Here is a 13,981-nt window from a genome sequence, read left to right as displayed (position 1 = left end):
CGGCGGGTGACGCGTCGGCGGCCACGGCGACGGCCGGGCTCCGGTGACCCTGCCCGCCACGCCGATGCCGGTCGTCGAGGAGGAGACCGCCGCCGTCCCGCCGCCGCCCGGCTGGACGGCCCACCTGCTCGACGTCGTGCTGCGGGTGGTCGGTGGGCTGGTCGCCGTGGTCGGTGGGGTGCTCACCGCCGTGATCGGGCTGCTGCTGTCCACCGTCCGGGCCGGCGGGCAGCTGATCGGGGTGTCGGTGGTGGTCACCATCCTGGGGGCGATCGCGGTGAGCTGGTTCGCGTACGCCACGGTCGGCCGCAGGTGGGCGGTGGCGTTGCCGGCGCTGCCGTGGTTCGTGCTGATGGCGGTGGCGGCGGTCCGTACCGCCGAGGGTGATCTGCTTGTCGCCGGGGACAACTGGGTCGGGCTGGCGATGATCACCACCGGGGCGATGACGTTCGCGGTGATGGCGTTCCGGCAGATGCTCAGCCCGCAGCCGCGCCGCCACGACGGGTGATGACGACACACAGCCTGCGGTGGTAGATATTCCTGCCAGGAGACCCGCCGACGGGGCGGGTGGTACGGCGGGAGGCGTGTGATGACGCAGCGGTGGCGGGTGGTCGGGGTACTCGCGGCGGCCCTGTTCGCGGTCAACGTGGTGGCCCGGGTGATCATCAAGCTCGGCTTCGACGGGAACGACACCGCCGCCGACCGGGTCTCGCTGGGCATGTTCGTCGTGGTCGGGCTGATCCTGGCCGGGGTGGTGTTCACCTGGGGTAAGGCTGTTCCGGCGGCGCGGTGGGGTGCCGACGTGTCCGCCGCGGTGGCCGTGGCGCTGCTGCTGACGGTGCTCGTTGGCCCGCTGCTGGTCGGGAACAACCCGTTCGGTGGGGGTGCGGGGCTGTTCTTCGCCCAGATCTGGCTCTACCTCGTCGCTGCGGCGGCCGGCGTGGCGCTCGGCTACCTGGTGCTGATCACGCTCGGCCGGGACCACCGCTCGCAGCAACTGCGGCGGTACGCCGAGCGCAACGTGGGCAAGCCGCGTCGGGTGGTCCGGCGCTGACCGCCGCCCGCCGGGGCTTGATCAACTCAACGGGGCGTAGGTAGCGGTGTCCGGACCGATGGGACACCGCAACCTCGGCCCACCCGGCCATGCGGCCGACCCGGGTCAGCCCGGCGGGGCGACCCGGGTCAGGTAGGTGTGGTGGGTGGTGAAGCCGAGCTTGCGGTAGAGCGCCACCGCCCCGGTGTTGCGCTGCTCCACCTGCAGGAAGGCGTGCGTCGCCCCCTCGGCCGCGCCCCATGCGGCCAGGGCCCGGACCACCCGGGCGGCCAGCCCCTGCCGGCGTGCCGACGGGGTCACCTCGATCAGGCTGAGCCCCAGCCAGCGGCCCTGCCCGGTGACCGTACCCCGGCCCGTCGCCAGCAGCGTGCCGTCGGCGTACACCTGGGCGAAGCGGACCCGGGCCACGGCGGTGAGGATGTGCCGGGCGGAGTCGGGCAGGCCGCCCTTGCGCCCGGCGGCGACCGCGAGCCACTCCTCGGACGGCGCGACGTCGAGCACCACGGCCGGGCCGTCAGCGTCCCGGTCCGCGCCGCCCGGGGCCGGGTCACCCTCCTGGGACACGCGGTGCGGGTCGGAGAGCAGGGTGGCCACGGGGACGGTCTGGACCAGGGTCAGCGGACGGGCGGTCCAACCCCGGACGTCAAGTTCGGCGCCGACCGGCACGGCCAGCGGCAACGGCGTGTTGACCATGGCGGGTTGGCCGTGTCCGGCGTACCAGCGTTCGATGGCGTCGACCGCCGCCGGCAGCGGCCGGTCCGGGTCGCCCACCGGCAGGGCCGAGTTGGCGCGTCCGGTCCAACCGTCGGCGGAACGCAGCAGCCAGTCGCCGAGCCGGCCGCGTACCGGCGCGGGCCACGCCTCGTCGGCCGCGAGTTCCAGCTCGACCACGGCCGAGGCGGTCGGCCGGCGGGTGGGCGGCACCCGCTTGGCCCGGTGCACCTCGGCCACCGGCACCCGGAGCCGACCCTGGGCGGTGGCGATGGTGAGATGGGTCTCGCTCAGCTCGACAAGCTCGCCGAGGGCGTCCGAGAAGAGGGGCCGGCCCTCACGAATCCCCACAATGCGGCGAACCACGATCCGGTGTCCCACATCCTGCTGTCGGAGCACGATCGACCTCCTCCCCGGCGAGATACTAGGCTCTTAGCGTCGCGGGTGATCGCGGCGAGTCTTGCGGAGGAGAAGACCGGTGACCTACATCATCGCCGAGCCGTGCGTGGATGTGCTCGACAAGGCATGCATCGAGGAATGCCCGGTCGACTGCATTTACGAGGGCAACCGGATGCTCTACATCCACCCCGACGAATGCGTCGACTGTGGTGCCTGTGAGCCGGTCTGCCCGGTGGAGGCCATCTTCTACGAGGACGACGTCCCCGAGCAGTGGAAGGACTACACGGGCGCCAACTACGAGTTCTTCGAGGACCTGGGCTCGCCGGGCGGTGCGTCGAAGATCGGCAAGGTGGAGAAGGACGCGACGTTCGTCGCCGGCCAGCCGCCGCGCGGCGAGGGCCACTGAACCGGCCCGCCGCCGTGACACCGGGGGTACCGGCCGGGCCCGCAGCGGCACCGGCCGGGGCCGCGCCGGAGCGCCCGGCCGGGCTCGCCCCGGCGTCGCCGGGTCGGCCCGTGCCGGTGTCGGCCCGGTTGCCCGAGTTCACCTGGGACACCCTGGACGCCGCGGCCACCCAGGCCGCGGCGCACCCGGACGGCCTGATCAACCTCTCCATGGGCACGCCTGTCGACCCGGTGCCCCCGGTGATCCGGCAGGCCCTGGCCGACGCGTCCGACGCGCCGGGTTACCCGCTGACGGCGGGCACCCCGGCGCTGCGGCAGGCCGTCGCCGGCTGGGTGGCGCGCGCCTGCGCCGCCGGTGTCGACGGGCTCGGGGTGCTGCCGACGATCGGTTCCAAGGAACTGGTCGCCTGGCTGCCCACCCTGCTCGGGATCGGCCCCGGCGACGTGGTCGTGGTGCCCACGATCGCCTATCCGACATACGAGGACGGGGCCCGGCTGGCCGGTGCCACGGTCGTCCGTGCCGACGCGCTGACCGCGGTCGGCCCCACCTCACGGGTACGCCTGGTCTGGGTCAACTCGCCCGGCAACCCGACCGGTCGGGTGCTGCCCGCCGCCCACCTGCGCAAGGTGGTCGACTGGGCGCGGGAGCGCGGTGCCGTGGTGGCCAGCGACGAGTGCTACCTCCCACTGGGGTGGACTGCCGACGCCGCCCCGGTGTCGGTGCTCGCGCCGGAGGTCTGCGGTGGCTCGTACGACTCGGTGCTGGCGGTGCACTCGCTGTCCAAGCGGTCCAACCTGGCCGGCTACCGGGCCGGATTCGTCGCCGGTGACCCGGCGCTCGTCGCCGAGCTGCTGAAGATCCGCAAGCACGCCGGCATGATCGTCCCGGCGCCGGTGCAGGCCGCCATGGTGGCCGCGCTCGGCGACCAGGAACACGCCGACGAGCAGCGGGAACGCTACCGGGCCCGGCGGGGGACACTGCTCGCCGCGTTCACCGGGGCGGGGTTCCGGCTGGAGCACTCCGAGGCGGGCCTCTACCTCTGGCTCACCCGCGACGAGGACTGCTGGGACACCGTCGACTGGCTGGCCCGCCGGGGCATCCTGGTCGCCGCCGGGGCCTTCTACGGCCCTGCCGGGCAGCGGCACGTGCGGGTGGCGCTCACCGGGTCCGACGCGCACGTCGCGGCGGTCGCGCAGCGGCTCGCCCAGCCGTAGGCGCCTGCGGTGGGTGACGACGTCGGCCGGCTCCGGGTCGCCGTGGTGGGCACCGGCCTGATCGGCGGGTCGATCCTGCTGCGCCTGCACGAGGCGGGCGTCTGGGTGGCCGGCTGGGACCCGGACCCGGCGACCCGGGCCGAGGGCCGTCGCCGGGGGATCGACTTCCCCGACGACCTCGGCGACGCGGTCCGCGACCGGGAAGTGGTGTTCCTCGCCGGCCCGCTGCCCAGCCTGCCGCAGACCCTGCTCACGGTGGCGGGGCTGACCGGTGACCGGTGCATCGTCACCGACGTGGGCAGCACCAAGGAGGCCGTCGCCGGCTTCGCCGGGGCACACGGGTTGACCGGCCGGTTCGTCCCCGGGCACCCGATGGCCGGCACCGAACGGGCCGGGCTCACCGCCGCCCAGGCCGGCCTGTTCACCGACGCGGCCTGGGTGCTCTGCCCGAGCGCCGACGGGCTGGTGCCGTTCCGGACGCTGGTCGGGCTGGTGGTCGACGTCTTCGGCGCGCACGTCGTACCGATGTCACCGCAGGTGCACGACCGGGTCGTGGCGCTGTCCTCGCACGTACCGCACCTGTTGGCCGGCGGTCTGGCCGGGGCCGCCGCCGACTCGACGGTGCGCGACGCGGTGGTCCGGCTCGCGGCCGGCAGCTTCCGCGACGGCACCCGGGTGGCGACCACCCCGGCCCGGCGGACCGCCGCCATGCTGCTGGCCAACCGGGACCAGGTGCTGCGGCAGTTGGCCGAGGTGCGGGCCACGCTCGACGCGCTCGCCGAGGCGGTCCGCGACGAGGACCTGCCCACGCTGGTGGCCCACTACGAGCGGGCCGGCGCGGTGCGGGCGGCCGGGTCGGGCCGGGAACAGCCCGTCCGCCGGGCGTTCGACCTCGACGCCGACCCCGCCGGGGAGTTGGCGTTCGTCCGGTCGGTCGGCGAGTCCGGCGGGCACCTGACCGGCTGCGCGGTGGCGCGGGGGACGGTGACGTACACCGGGCTGCGGCCGGCCTGACCGTGCGGTTACCGGCGGCACGCCGGCCGCGCCGCTAGGGTGGGGTGCGTGGCGGACGGACCGGTGGTGGCGGTGCGCGGTGAGGCGTACCGGGAGGTGCCGCCCGAACTGGCCCGCTTCGAGGTCACCGCGACGGCCCGGGAACGCGACCGCCAGGTCGCGCTGGCCCGGCTCGCCGAGCGGGCCGCCGCCGTCCGGGTGCTGCTCGACGAGCACGAGCCGGCAGTCGACCGCCGGGAGGCCGGTGAGCTGCGGGTCCGTCCCGAGACGAACCGTTCCGGCGAACGGGTCGTCGGCTACCTGGGCAGCGTCTCCACCACGGTCACCGTCACCGACTTCGGTTCCCTGGCCGAGCTGATGCTGCGGCTGGCCGAGCAGGACCACGTCGAGGTGGCCGGACCCTGGTGGTCGTTGCGTCCGGACAGCCCGGCCCACCGGGAGGCCCGGCACGCGGCGATCGGCGACGCACTGCGCCGGGCCCGGGAGTACGCCGAGGCGCTCGGCGCGCGGGTGACCGCGCTGCTGGAACTGGCCGACACCGACGAGGGCTCCGGCATGGGCGGGGCAATGTTCGCCCGCCAGGCCCGCCAGGGCGGCCCGCCGGAGCTGGACCTGGACCCCCGACCGCAGTCGGTGCACGCGGTGGTGCGGGCCCGGTTCACCATCAGCGAGCCGGTCCTGACCTGATGCCCGGGGCGCGTCCGTTCTCCCTCGACGACCTGGTGGCCAGGGCCCGGTCGCTCGCCGACGCCGGCCCCCGGCAACTGCTGGGCATCGCCGGGGCACCCGGGGCGGGCAAGTCCACCCTCGCCGAGCGGATCGTCGCGGCGGTCGGCCCGAGCGCCCGGCTGGTGCCGATGGACGGCTTCCACCTCGCCCAGGCGGAGCTGGTCCGGTTGGGCCGGGCCGACCGCACGGGCGCGGTCGACACCTTCGACGCCAACGGGTACGTGTCGTTGCTGCGCCGGTTGCGCAGGTTGGAGCCGACCGCCGTCTACGCGCCGCTGTTCCGCCGTGACCTGGAGGAGCCGGTGGCCGGGGCGGTGGAGGTGCCGCCCTCGGTCCGGCTGGTGGTGACCGAGGGCAACTACCTGCTGCTCGCCGACCCGCCCTGGGACGAGGTGCGGTCGCTGCTGCACGAGGCGTGGTTCCTCGACCTGGACGCGGGGGCACGGCTGCGCCGGCTGGTGGCCCGGCACGTCGCGTACGGGCGGTCGCCGGAGGCGGCGCAGGCCTGGGCGTACGGCAGCGACGAGACGAACGCCACGCTGGTGGCGGGCACCGCCGACCGGGCCGACCTGGTGATCCGGTCAACCGACCCGGGGTGACGGGACGGTACGCCGCAGCAGCCGGGCCACCAGGGCCCGTTCCTGGTGGAACTCCCACGCCTCCGGGTAGCCGCTGTGGTTGCGGATCGGCGGGTCGGCGACCTCGCCCCCGCTGGGGTGCAGCGCCTCCGGGTCGGTCACCGGCACGTCCCGTTCCCCGGCGTTGACCTGCCAGCCGAGCGGGTCGGTGTCCCGCCAGAAGTTGGTCCACGCGACGTGGCCGGAGGGCCAGGTCAGGGCGTCGGCGAGCACCCGGAGCCGGGTCGGGCCGAAGTAGGCGGGGAAGACCCGCCCGTAGAGCCGGGTGAGTTGGCACCCGTACGACAGGAACCAGATCCGTCGCCGCCACCGGGTCGGCAGTTGCAGCAGGGTCGCCGCGCAGATCACCGTGCCCTGGCTGTGCCCGGAGAGGATCACCCCGTCCATCCGGCGGGGGTCGCGCTCGGTCAGCGCCAGGATGCCGGCGATCCGGGTCTGCAGCTCGGGGACGGCGCGTTCGGCGTAGCTGGGTGGGGCGAGCGGGTGCGCGGCGCGCGGCCAGAAGGTGCCGACGTCCCAGAGCACCCCGACGCTGCGCCGGACGGTGTCGTTGCGGTAGACGAGCATGCCGAGACCGGCGACCACCAGCGGCAACCAGCCCAGCAGGGTGTCGCCGAGGTCGGCGGCGGTGTGCACCAGCCCGGGCCAGCCCGACGCGCCGGCCGGTGCCGGGCGGGTCCGGGTCAGCGCCGCCACGCAGGACAGCGTCACCAGTACCGCCGCGATGGTGGCGTAGCAGCCGACCAGTCGTACCGCGTGCTCGCCGACCAGGCGGTGCAGCGCGCGGAAGGTGCTGACGTGCCGGCAGCGACGCAGGTCGTGCGCGGACAGGGCCTGCCCGGCGGCGGTGAGCCGGTGGTATTCGACGCGGCGCAGCCGGTGGAAGAGCACCCCGGCGCGGATCAGCGTGCCGAGCAGGGCAGCGGTGGCGACGGTGAAGGCCAGCCCGGCCCAGATCACCGGCAGGGGCGGCACGATCGGGGAGAACCCGCTGGGTGAGGCGGCCCCGTTGAGCCGGTCGGTGACCCAGTAGAGCAGGCCGGCGCAGTAGGCGATGGCCATCATCCAGCCGAAGCCGGCGATCACGGCGGCCCCGCGTCCGCCCCAGGCGACGTCGGTGTGCACACCCAGCGGTTGCTGGCTGGCGTCGTTGCCGGTGCGGGGCAGCAGTAGTCCGGCTGCGGCGAGCGCGATGGCCGGGGCGGCGAGCATCCAGATCCGCAGCCCGTCGGGGGCGTCGGGGACGCCGGGGAGCCGGCCGTCGAGCCAGGCCGTGCCGAGGGGCAGCAGCACGGCGGCGGTGCCGGGGACGGGCAGCGCGCGGCGGCCGGAGCGGGTGACCGTGCCGATGGCGATCAGCAGCAGCACCTGGTAGGTGGCGAGCCAGGCGACCAGCCCGTCGTAGCCGGGCAGCGAGTGGTCGACGCGGCAGCCGGCCCCGCCGGGGTCGCGGGTGCAGCCGGCCGGGGGTCGGAACTGCGCGAGCGGGGTGCCGGCGGGGCCGTCCGGTAGCAGCAGGAGGGTGAAGGTGCCGGCCAGCGCGAAGCCGGTGAGCACCCCGACGGCGAGGCTCCACCGGCCGAGCGGGGCGGCCCCGCTGCGGCGGGTCAGCCACGGGCGGCCCACTGCCACCACCGCGATCACCACGACCGTGACCAGGGCGGTGACGGTCGGGATGGCGACCACGGCCCGGACGCCCCGGGCCGGGTCCAGCACCAGCACCGCGCCGACGGGCACCGCCGCGGCGAGCGCCGCGCCGACGCACAGGTGCAGCACGGCGGCCCGGCGCAGCTGCCCCTCCCCGCACCAGAAGGTGGGGTCCTGCAACGGGTTGGCCGGTTCGGGCGCCGGTTCGGCCGGGTGTTCCCCGTCGCCCGCCGGGGGGCGGGGTTCGGCGGGCATCTCGGCCTCGTACTGGTAGGTGCGCCAGGAGACGACGCCGAGCACCAGCAGCATCGCCAACGGCAGCAGCAGGCCGACGGCGAGCGCGTGGGCGTCCGCGCGCCACCAGCCCCGGCCGAGGAACTCCCACGGGCCGGGCAGTTGCCGCAGGCACTCCTGGTCGACGCACTGCCAGGCGATCAGGTCGACCCCGATGCCGGTGGCGGCGAGCACCAGGGTGCCGGTGAGGCTGAGGCAGAACAGCCGGATCAGCCAGGCGGTGATGCCGGAGCGGCTGCCCCAGCGTTCGGTGTCCGGGTCGGGCGGGATGCCGGGTCGGGCGTACAGGGCGACGTTGGCCAGGGTGAACGGCAGCAGCAGCGTCCACAGGGCGCGTTCGACGTCCCGCGCGGTCCGCGCCCCGGAGGTCAACTGCCCCCAGCTGTACGCCTCGACGACGACGGGATCGTCGGGGCCGGAGTCGCTGGCGCGGTAGAAGCCGGTGACGTCGCCGCCGGAGACGAGCCGGGGTGGCGGGCGGGTGCCGGTCGGGTCGGCGGGGAGGCCGAGGATCTGGTCGGGCGGGGTGTTGGACACGCCGTGTACCCGGAGTTCGAGTACCCGCTCGGCCATCGGTGCTCCCTGGTGACGAAGTCACTACCCAGAGTGCATCAGAATTTGCCGTTCGCCTATGGTTGCGTCGGTGTTTTCGCAGCTCACGCTGTTATTGCAGGGTGCGAATCACCCGGGCGGGGTTACCCACGGCGACCACGTTGGGGGGTAGGTTGCGGGTGACCACCGCGCCCGCGCCGACCACCGTGTTCTCCCCGACGGTCACTCCGGCCAGGATGATCACCCCGCCGCCGAGCCAGACGTTGTCCCCGATGGTGATCGGCTGGGCGGCCTCCCACTTGTCCCTGCGGGCCCGGGCCTCGACGGGGTGGGTGGCGGTGAGCAGCTGCACGTTCGGTCCGATCTGGACGTCCGCGCCGATGGTGATCCGGGCGACGTCGAGCAGGACGGCGTTGAAGTTGACGAAGCTGCGGTCCCCGAGGTGGGTCTGCCAGCCGTAGTCGCAGTGCAGCGGTGGGCGTACCCAGGCGCCCTCGCCGACGCTGCCGAGCAGGTCGCGCAGGGCGGCGAGCCGGCCCTGCGGGTCGTCGGCGGGGCTGCGGTTGAAGCGTTCGACCAGTCGCGCGGCGTGGTCGAGGTCCGCGACGATCTCGGGATCGTCGGCGACGTACGGCTCGCCGGCGAGCATGCGTTCCCTCATGGACGTCACCAGGTGATCGTCGCCGATCGGACGGGCGGACGGAGTGGAATCGGGTCGGTCGTGTCTCGGCAATGTGTCCGGACGGTCATCCCTCGGACTTCTTTTTACATACTGAGTATGTAATTCTGGGGCATCGATGTGACTCCGGTCATCTCGACGGGCTCATGTCATCTCGATGGGCTCATGTAGGTAAACGTCCCAGCAGGAGGTTCCGTTGCACCGAAGCAGAAGAACCGCGGCCGGCGGGCTGGTGCTCGCCCTGGCCCTCGGTCTGCCGGCGACGGGCGCGCACGCCGCGCCCGCCGGCCCCGCCGCGCCCCGGCCCGCCACGCCGACCGCCGGCTCCAGCACCGTCACCCTGATCACCGGGGACCAGGTCACCGTCACCCGCACCGGCGGCGCGGCCGTGCGCCCCGGCGTCGGCCGGGAACACCAGCAGTTCCTGGTCCGCCGCGAACGCGGCCACCTCTCCGTGGTGCCCCGCGACGCGGTGCCGCTGGTGCGCTCCGGGCAGGTCGACAAGCGGCTGTTCGACGTCACCGGCCTGATCGCCGCCCGCTACGACGACGCCCACCGCGACAACCTGCCGCTGCTGGTGTCGTACCGCGAGGGGCAGGCCCGGCGTGGCGCGGCCGCGCTGCCGGGCACCCGGGTGACCCGCGACCTGCCGGCGATCCAGGGCGCGGCACTGACCGCCGGCAAGTCCTCGACCGGCGCGGTCTGGTCGACGCTTACCGGCGGCGACGCCGGAGCCCGGCTCGACGCGGCAGGGGGCGTCGAGCGGATCTGGCTGGACGGTCGGCGGGCGCTCTCCCTCGACCACAGCGTGCCCCAGATCGGCGCGCCCACCGCCTGGGCGGCCGGCTGGACCGGTAAGGGGGTGACCGTCGCGGTGCTGGACACCGGCATCGACGCCACCCACCCGGACCTCGCCGGCAAGGTGACCGAGGCCCGCAACTTCAGCGACCTGCCCGACCAGCGGGACATCGTCGGGCACGGCACCCACGTCGCCTCCACCATCGCCGGCAGCGGTGCCGCCTCCGGCGGGAAGTACAGGGGCGTCGCGCCGGACGCCACGCTCCTCGACGGCAAGGTCTGCGAGGAGTTCGGCTGCGCCGAGTCGGCGATCCTGGCCGGCATGCAGTGGGCCACCACCGAGAAGAAGGCCGCCGTGGTCAACATGAGCCTCGGTGGCGGCGACACCCCCGAGGTCGACCCGCTGGAGGAGGCCGTCCAGACGCTGACCGCCCAGACCGGCAGCCTCTTCGTCATCGCCGCCGGCAACGACGGCTCGGACGGCTCGGTCGGCTCGCCGTCCACCGCCGACGCCGCGCTCGCCGTCGGCGCGGTCGACCGGGACGACGAACTCGCCGACTTCTCCAGCCGGGGCCCCCGGGTCGGCGACGACGCGCTCAAGCCCGACATCACCGCCCCCGGCGTCGACATCGTGGCCGCCCGCTCCGCCGACGGCCAGATCGGCGACCCGGTCGGCACGAAGTACGTCGCGCTCTCCGGCACCTCGATGGCCACCCCGCACGTGGCCGGCTCGGTGGCGCTGCTCGCCCAGCAGCACCCCGGCTGGAAGGCCGGGCAGCTCAAGGCGACCCTGATGGCCGCCGCGAAGCCGCACCCGACGCAGACCGCCTACGAGCAGGGCGCCGGCCGGGTGGACCTGACCCGGGCGATCACCGAGCAGGTCACCACCGACCCGGTCAGCGTCTCGTTCGGCCGGGCCCTGTGGCCGCACGGCGACGACGCCCCGATCACCCGGACCGTCGCCTGGCACAACGGCGGCACCACGCCGCTCACCCTCGACCTGACCGTCGAGGTGAAGGGACCGGGCGGGGCCGCCGCGCCGGCCGGCATGTTCACGCTCGGCGTCAACCGGATCACCGTCCCGGCGGGCGGCCGGGCCGAGACCACCGTCACCGCGAACACCCGGCTCGGCGTCGACGGCTACTGGACCGGCCGGGTGGTGGCCCGCTCCGGCGGCACCGTCGCGGTGACCCCGCTGGCCGTGCACCGGGAGGTGGAGAGCTACACCGTCACGCTCACCCACCTCGACCGCAGCGGCAAGCCGGGCGGCGACTACTCGACCGCCCTGGTCGACCTCGCCGACGGCGACGTGCGCGACGTGTTCGAGGCCGACGGCATCGTCGAACTCCGGGTCCCCAAGGGCAGGTACGGGCTGAGCAGCGTCTTCTTCGAGCCGGGCCCGGACGAGGAGTCGGGCGGCCTGGGCATGCTCGCCCAGCCGGAACTGGTGGTCGACGGGGACACCGCGGTCACCGTCGACCTGCGGAAGGCCAAGCCGGTACGGATGACCGTCCCGCAGGCCGACGCCAAGGTCGCCCTGGTCGACATCAGCGCCAACTACCTGCTGCCCGACGATGGCAGCTTCGGCTTCGGCATCGTCTCGTTCGACACCTTCGACGGGCTGTCCACCGGCCAACTCGGCAAGGCGGTGTCGGCCGACGAGTTCGTCGCCACCTTCAACAGTCAGTGGGCCGACCGGGAGGCCGAGTCCAGCCCCTACCTGTACGCGCTGGGCGAGGTCGTGCCGGGCAAGCTGCCGAGCGGGCTGGTACGCGACTACCGGCGGGGCGACCTGGCCACGGTGGTGCACAAGTTCCGTGACCCGTACCCCAAGATGGAAGCCGAACGGCTGGTCTTCCCGGACAGCGGCTACAACCTCGGCGGCTGGGCGGTCGTCCTGCCCACCGACCTGCCCGGCCAGCGCACCGAGCACTACAGCACCAGGGGGATGCGCTGGGAGTCCGAGCTGGACTTCGGCGTCCGTGACCCGGAAGCGGGCTGGCTCGACGTCCAGGCGATCCTGCTGGGCCTGCCCACGAAGTACCAGGCCGGCCGGCGGGTCACCGAGACCTGGGGGGCCGCGCCGCTCGGGCCGTCCCTGCCCGCCCCGCGCTGGCCGGGGGACGGCGTCACCCGGACCGGGGACACCATCCTGGTGAGCGTGGCGCTGCACGCCGACGCGGCCGGGCACCCCGGCGGGTCGCTGACCGACAGCGCCCGTACCGCGCTGTGGCGCAACGGCACCCTGGTGGAGGAGACCGACAACCCGGGGTACGGCGAGTTCACCGTGCCGAAGGCGGCCGGCGACTACAAGTTGACCGTCGCGGCGACGCGGAGCCTCACCGATCTCGGCACCGAGGTGGAGGCGAGCTGGACGTTCCGCTCCGGGCACGTGGCCGGTGACACGCCGAAGCCGCTGCCGCTGTCGGAGATCCGGTTCACCCCGCAGCTCAGGGCCGACAACACCGCCCCGGCCGGGCAGGTCTTCGCCGTCCCCGTGCAGGTACGGCGGCAGCCGGGCGCCGGCACCGCCAAGCTGGCGAAGCTCAGCGTCGACGTGTCGTACGACGGGGGGAGGACCTGGCGGCGGGCGACCGTGGTGAAGGTGCCGGGCCAGGGCACGGTGGCGCTGGTCAGGCACCCGGCCGGCACCGGGTACGCGTCCCTGCGGGCGACCGCCCGGGACACCGAGGGCAACACCGCGAGCACCCGGATCATCCAGGCGTACCGCCTGAGTTGATCGGACGTCCGGGCCCGCGACGGGTCTCGTCGCGGGCCCGGACCCGTGCGCACACCGACGGCGACCCGGCGTCGCCGGGCGGCCCGGTCACCGGCGTCGCCGGGCGGCTCAGTCGTTGGCGTGCAGGGCGGCGTTGAGCGTGATGCCCTGGCCGGTGCGCGGCTTCGCCTCCAGCGCCCCGGTCACCGAGTTGCGCCAGAACAGCAGGCCGTCGACGCCGGACAGCTCACGGGCCTTCACCACCCGACCGTCCGGCAGCGTGATCTTCGAGGCGGCGGTGACGTAGCAGCCGGCCTCGACCACGCAGTCGTCGCCGAGCGAGATGCCGACCCCGGCGTTCGCGCCGATCAGGCTGCGTGCCCCGATGCGCACCCGGTCGGTGCCGCCGCCGGAGAGGGGGCCCATGCACGACGCGCCGCCGCCGCTGTCGGAGCCGGCACCGACCACCACGCCCTGCACGATCCGGCCCTCGACCATCGAGGCGCCCAGCGTGCCGGCGTTGAAGTTGACGAAGCCCTCGTGCATCACGGTGGTGCCGGCGGCGAGGTGCGCGCCGAGCCGGACCCGGTCCGCGTCGGCGATCCGCACCCCGGCGGGGACCACGTAGTCGGTCATCCGGGGGAACTTGTCCACCCCGTACACGGCCAGGTGGCGGCCGGCGGCCCGCTCGATCACCCGCAGCTCGTCCACCCGCTCGGGCGGGCACGGGCCGGCCGAGGTCCAGGCGACGTTCGCCAGTTGGCCGAAGATGCCGTCGAGGTTCAGCTCGTTGGGCCGCACCAGGCGGTGGGAGAGCAGGTGCAGCCGCAGGTACGCGTCGGCGGCGTCCTTGATCGGCTCGTCCAGCGCGCCGATCACGGTGACCACCTGCACCGTACGCAGACCCGGCAGGGCCCGCTCGCCGATCGCGCCGGGCGGCAGGTCCAGCACGTCGGCCTGGTCCTCGCCGGGGACCAGCGGCAGCTCACCCAGACCGAGCTTGCCGGTCGGGTACCAGGTGTCGAGCACCTGCTCGGCGGCGGTCACGGTGGCCAGGCCGATACCCCAGGCGGATTGGGACGTCACTGTTCTACCCTCTCGTTCGCGGCTGCGGGGCCGGTGGGCTC

Annotated in this window: 12 protein-coding genes; 8 read left to right on the top strand and 4 right to left on the bottom strand. The window is 74.5% G+C overall.

Annotated features, from left to right (window positions below):
• The first annotated feature begins 64 nt into the window (after positions 1–64).
• The gene (locus ACOJTC_RS20720; protein ID WP_420118117.1) at positions 65–508 is read left to right on the top strand and encodes a hypothetical protein; all 444 of its coding nucleotides are present in this window, start codon (positions 65–67) and stop codon (positions 506–508) included.
• Between the two features lie 81 nt (positions 509–589).
• Positions 590–1,054 (top strand): hypothetical protein, encoded by a 465-nt coding sequence (locus tag ACOJTC_RS20715; protein WP_420118116.1) that lies wholly within the window; start codon positions 590–592, stop codon positions 1,052–1,054.
• 105 nt (positions 1,055–1,159) lie between these two features.
• Here the strand turns inward: ACOJTC_RS20715 and ACOJTC_RS20710 are convergent, their stop codons facing one another.
• The gene (locus tag ACOJTC_RS20710) at positions 1,160–2,164 is read right to left on the bottom strand and encodes a GNAT family N-acetyltransferase (RefSeq protein ID WP_420118115.1); all 1,005 of its coding nucleotides are present in this window, start codon (positions 2,162–2,164) and stop codon (positions 1,160–1,162) included.
• A 79-nt stretch (positions 2,165–2,243) separates the two neighbouring features.
• On the opposite strand from ACOJTC_RS20710, the gene fdxA reads away from it, so the two are divergent.
• The 5 genes from fdxA to ACOJTC_RS20685 all read left to right on the top strand — a co-directional run bounded on the left by fdxA (position 2,244) and on the right by ACOJTC_RS20685 (position 6,126).
• Positions 2,244–2,570, top strand: a complete 327-nt coding sequence (gene fdxA, locus ACOJTC_RS20705; RefSeq protein WP_007072862.1) for a ferredoxin — start codon at positions 2,244–2,246, stop codon at positions 2,568–2,570.
• Positions 2,571–2,680: 110 nt separating this feature from the next.
• On the top strand, positions 2,681–3,784 hold the full coding sequence (dapC, locus tag ACOJTC_RS20700; RefSeq protein WP_420118114.1) for a succinyldiaminopimelate transaminase: 1,104 nt from the start codon (positions 2,681–2,683) through the stop codon (positions 3,782–3,784).
• 9 nt (positions 3,785–3,793) lie between these two features.
• Entirely contained in the window at positions 3,794–4,798 is a 1,005-nt protein-coding gene (locus ACOJTC_RS20695) for a prephenate dehydrogenase (RefSeq protein WP_420118113.1), read from the top strand.
• Between the two features lie 48 nt (positions 4,799–4,846).
• Positions 4,847–5,485 (top strand): SIMPL domain-containing protein, encoded by a 639-nt coding sequence (locus ACOJTC_RS20690; RefSeq protein WP_420118112.1) that lies wholly within the window; start codon positions 4,847–4,849, stop codon positions 5,483–5,485.
• A complete protein-coding gene (locus ACOJTC_RS20685; protein ID WP_420118111.1) occupies positions 5,485–6,126 on the top strand; it encodes a nucleoside/nucleotide kinase family protein in 642 nt (213 codons plus the stop codon). Before ACOJTC_RS20690 ends, ACOJTC_RS20685 begins: the two co-directional genes overlap by 1 nt.
• On the opposite strand, the gene ACOJTC_RS20680 is transcribed toward ACOJTC_RS20685, so the two are convergent.
• Together ACOJTC_RS20680 and ACOJTC_RS20675 are read right to left on the bottom strand one after the other, a co-directional pair.
• Positions 6,109–8,679, bottom strand: a complete 2,571-nt coding sequence (locus ACOJTC_RS20680; RefSeq protein WP_420118110.1) for a hypothetical protein — start codon at positions 8,677–8,679, stop codon at positions 6,109–6,111. The genes ACOJTC_RS20685 and ACOJTC_RS20680 overlap by 18 nt on opposite strands.
• 91 nt (positions 8,680–8,770) lie before the next feature.
• Positions 8,771–9,328 (bottom strand): sugar O-acetyltransferase, encoded by a 558-nt coding sequence (locus ACOJTC_RS20675; RefSeq protein WP_420118109.1) that lies wholly within the window; start codon positions 9,326–9,328, stop codon positions 8,771–8,773.
• A 205-nt stretch (positions 9,329–9,533) separates the two neighbouring features.
• On the opposite strand from ACOJTC_RS20675, the gene ACOJTC_RS20670 reads away from it, so the two are divergent.
• On the top strand, positions 9,534–12,875 hold the full coding sequence (locus tag ACOJTC_RS20670; protein WP_420118108.1) for a S8 family serine peptidase: 3,342 nt from the start codon (positions 9,534–9,536) through the stop codon (positions 12,873–12,875).
• A gap of 108 nt (positions 12,876–12,983) precedes the next feature.
• Here ACOJTC_RS20670 and dapD read toward each other — a convergent pair whose 3' ends face one another.
• The gene (dapD, locus tag ACOJTC_RS20665; RefSeq protein ID WP_420118107.1) at positions 12,984–13,940 is read right to left on the bottom strand and encodes a 2,3,4,5-tetrahydropyridine-2,6-dicarboxylate N-succinyltransferase; all 957 of its coding nucleotides are present in this window, start codon (positions 13,938–13,940) and stop codon (positions 12,984–12,986) included.
• Between the last annotated feature and the right edge of the window lie 41 nt (positions 13,941–13,981).

This window comes from Micromonospora sp., assembly GCF_048594385.1.
GTDB lineage: Bacteria > Actinomycetota > Actinomycetes > Mycobacteriales > Micromonosporaceae > Micromonospora > Micromonospora wenchangensis.
Note: the sequence above shows the minus strand (reverse complement) of the source record. Positions and strands in the feature narration are given on the sequence as shown.

Coding starts and splice junctions, on each gene's coding strand:
- ACOJTC_RS20685 (WP_420118111.1), top strand. CDS start 5,485: ATGCCCGGGGCGCGTCCGTTCTCCCTCGACGACCTGGTGGCCAGGGCC.
- ACOJTC_RS20715 (WP_420118116.1), top strand. CDS start 590: ATGACGCAGCGGTGGCGGGTGGTCGGGGTACTCGCGGCGGCCCTGTTC.
- ACOJTC_RS20680 (WP_420118110.1), bottom strand. CDS start 8,679: ATGGCCGAGCGGGTACTCGAACTCCGGGTACACGGCGTGTCCAACACC.
- ACOJTC_RS20720 (WP_420118117.1), top strand. CDS start 65: ATGCCGGTCGTCGAGGAGGAGACCGCCGCCGTCCCGCCGCCGCCCGGC.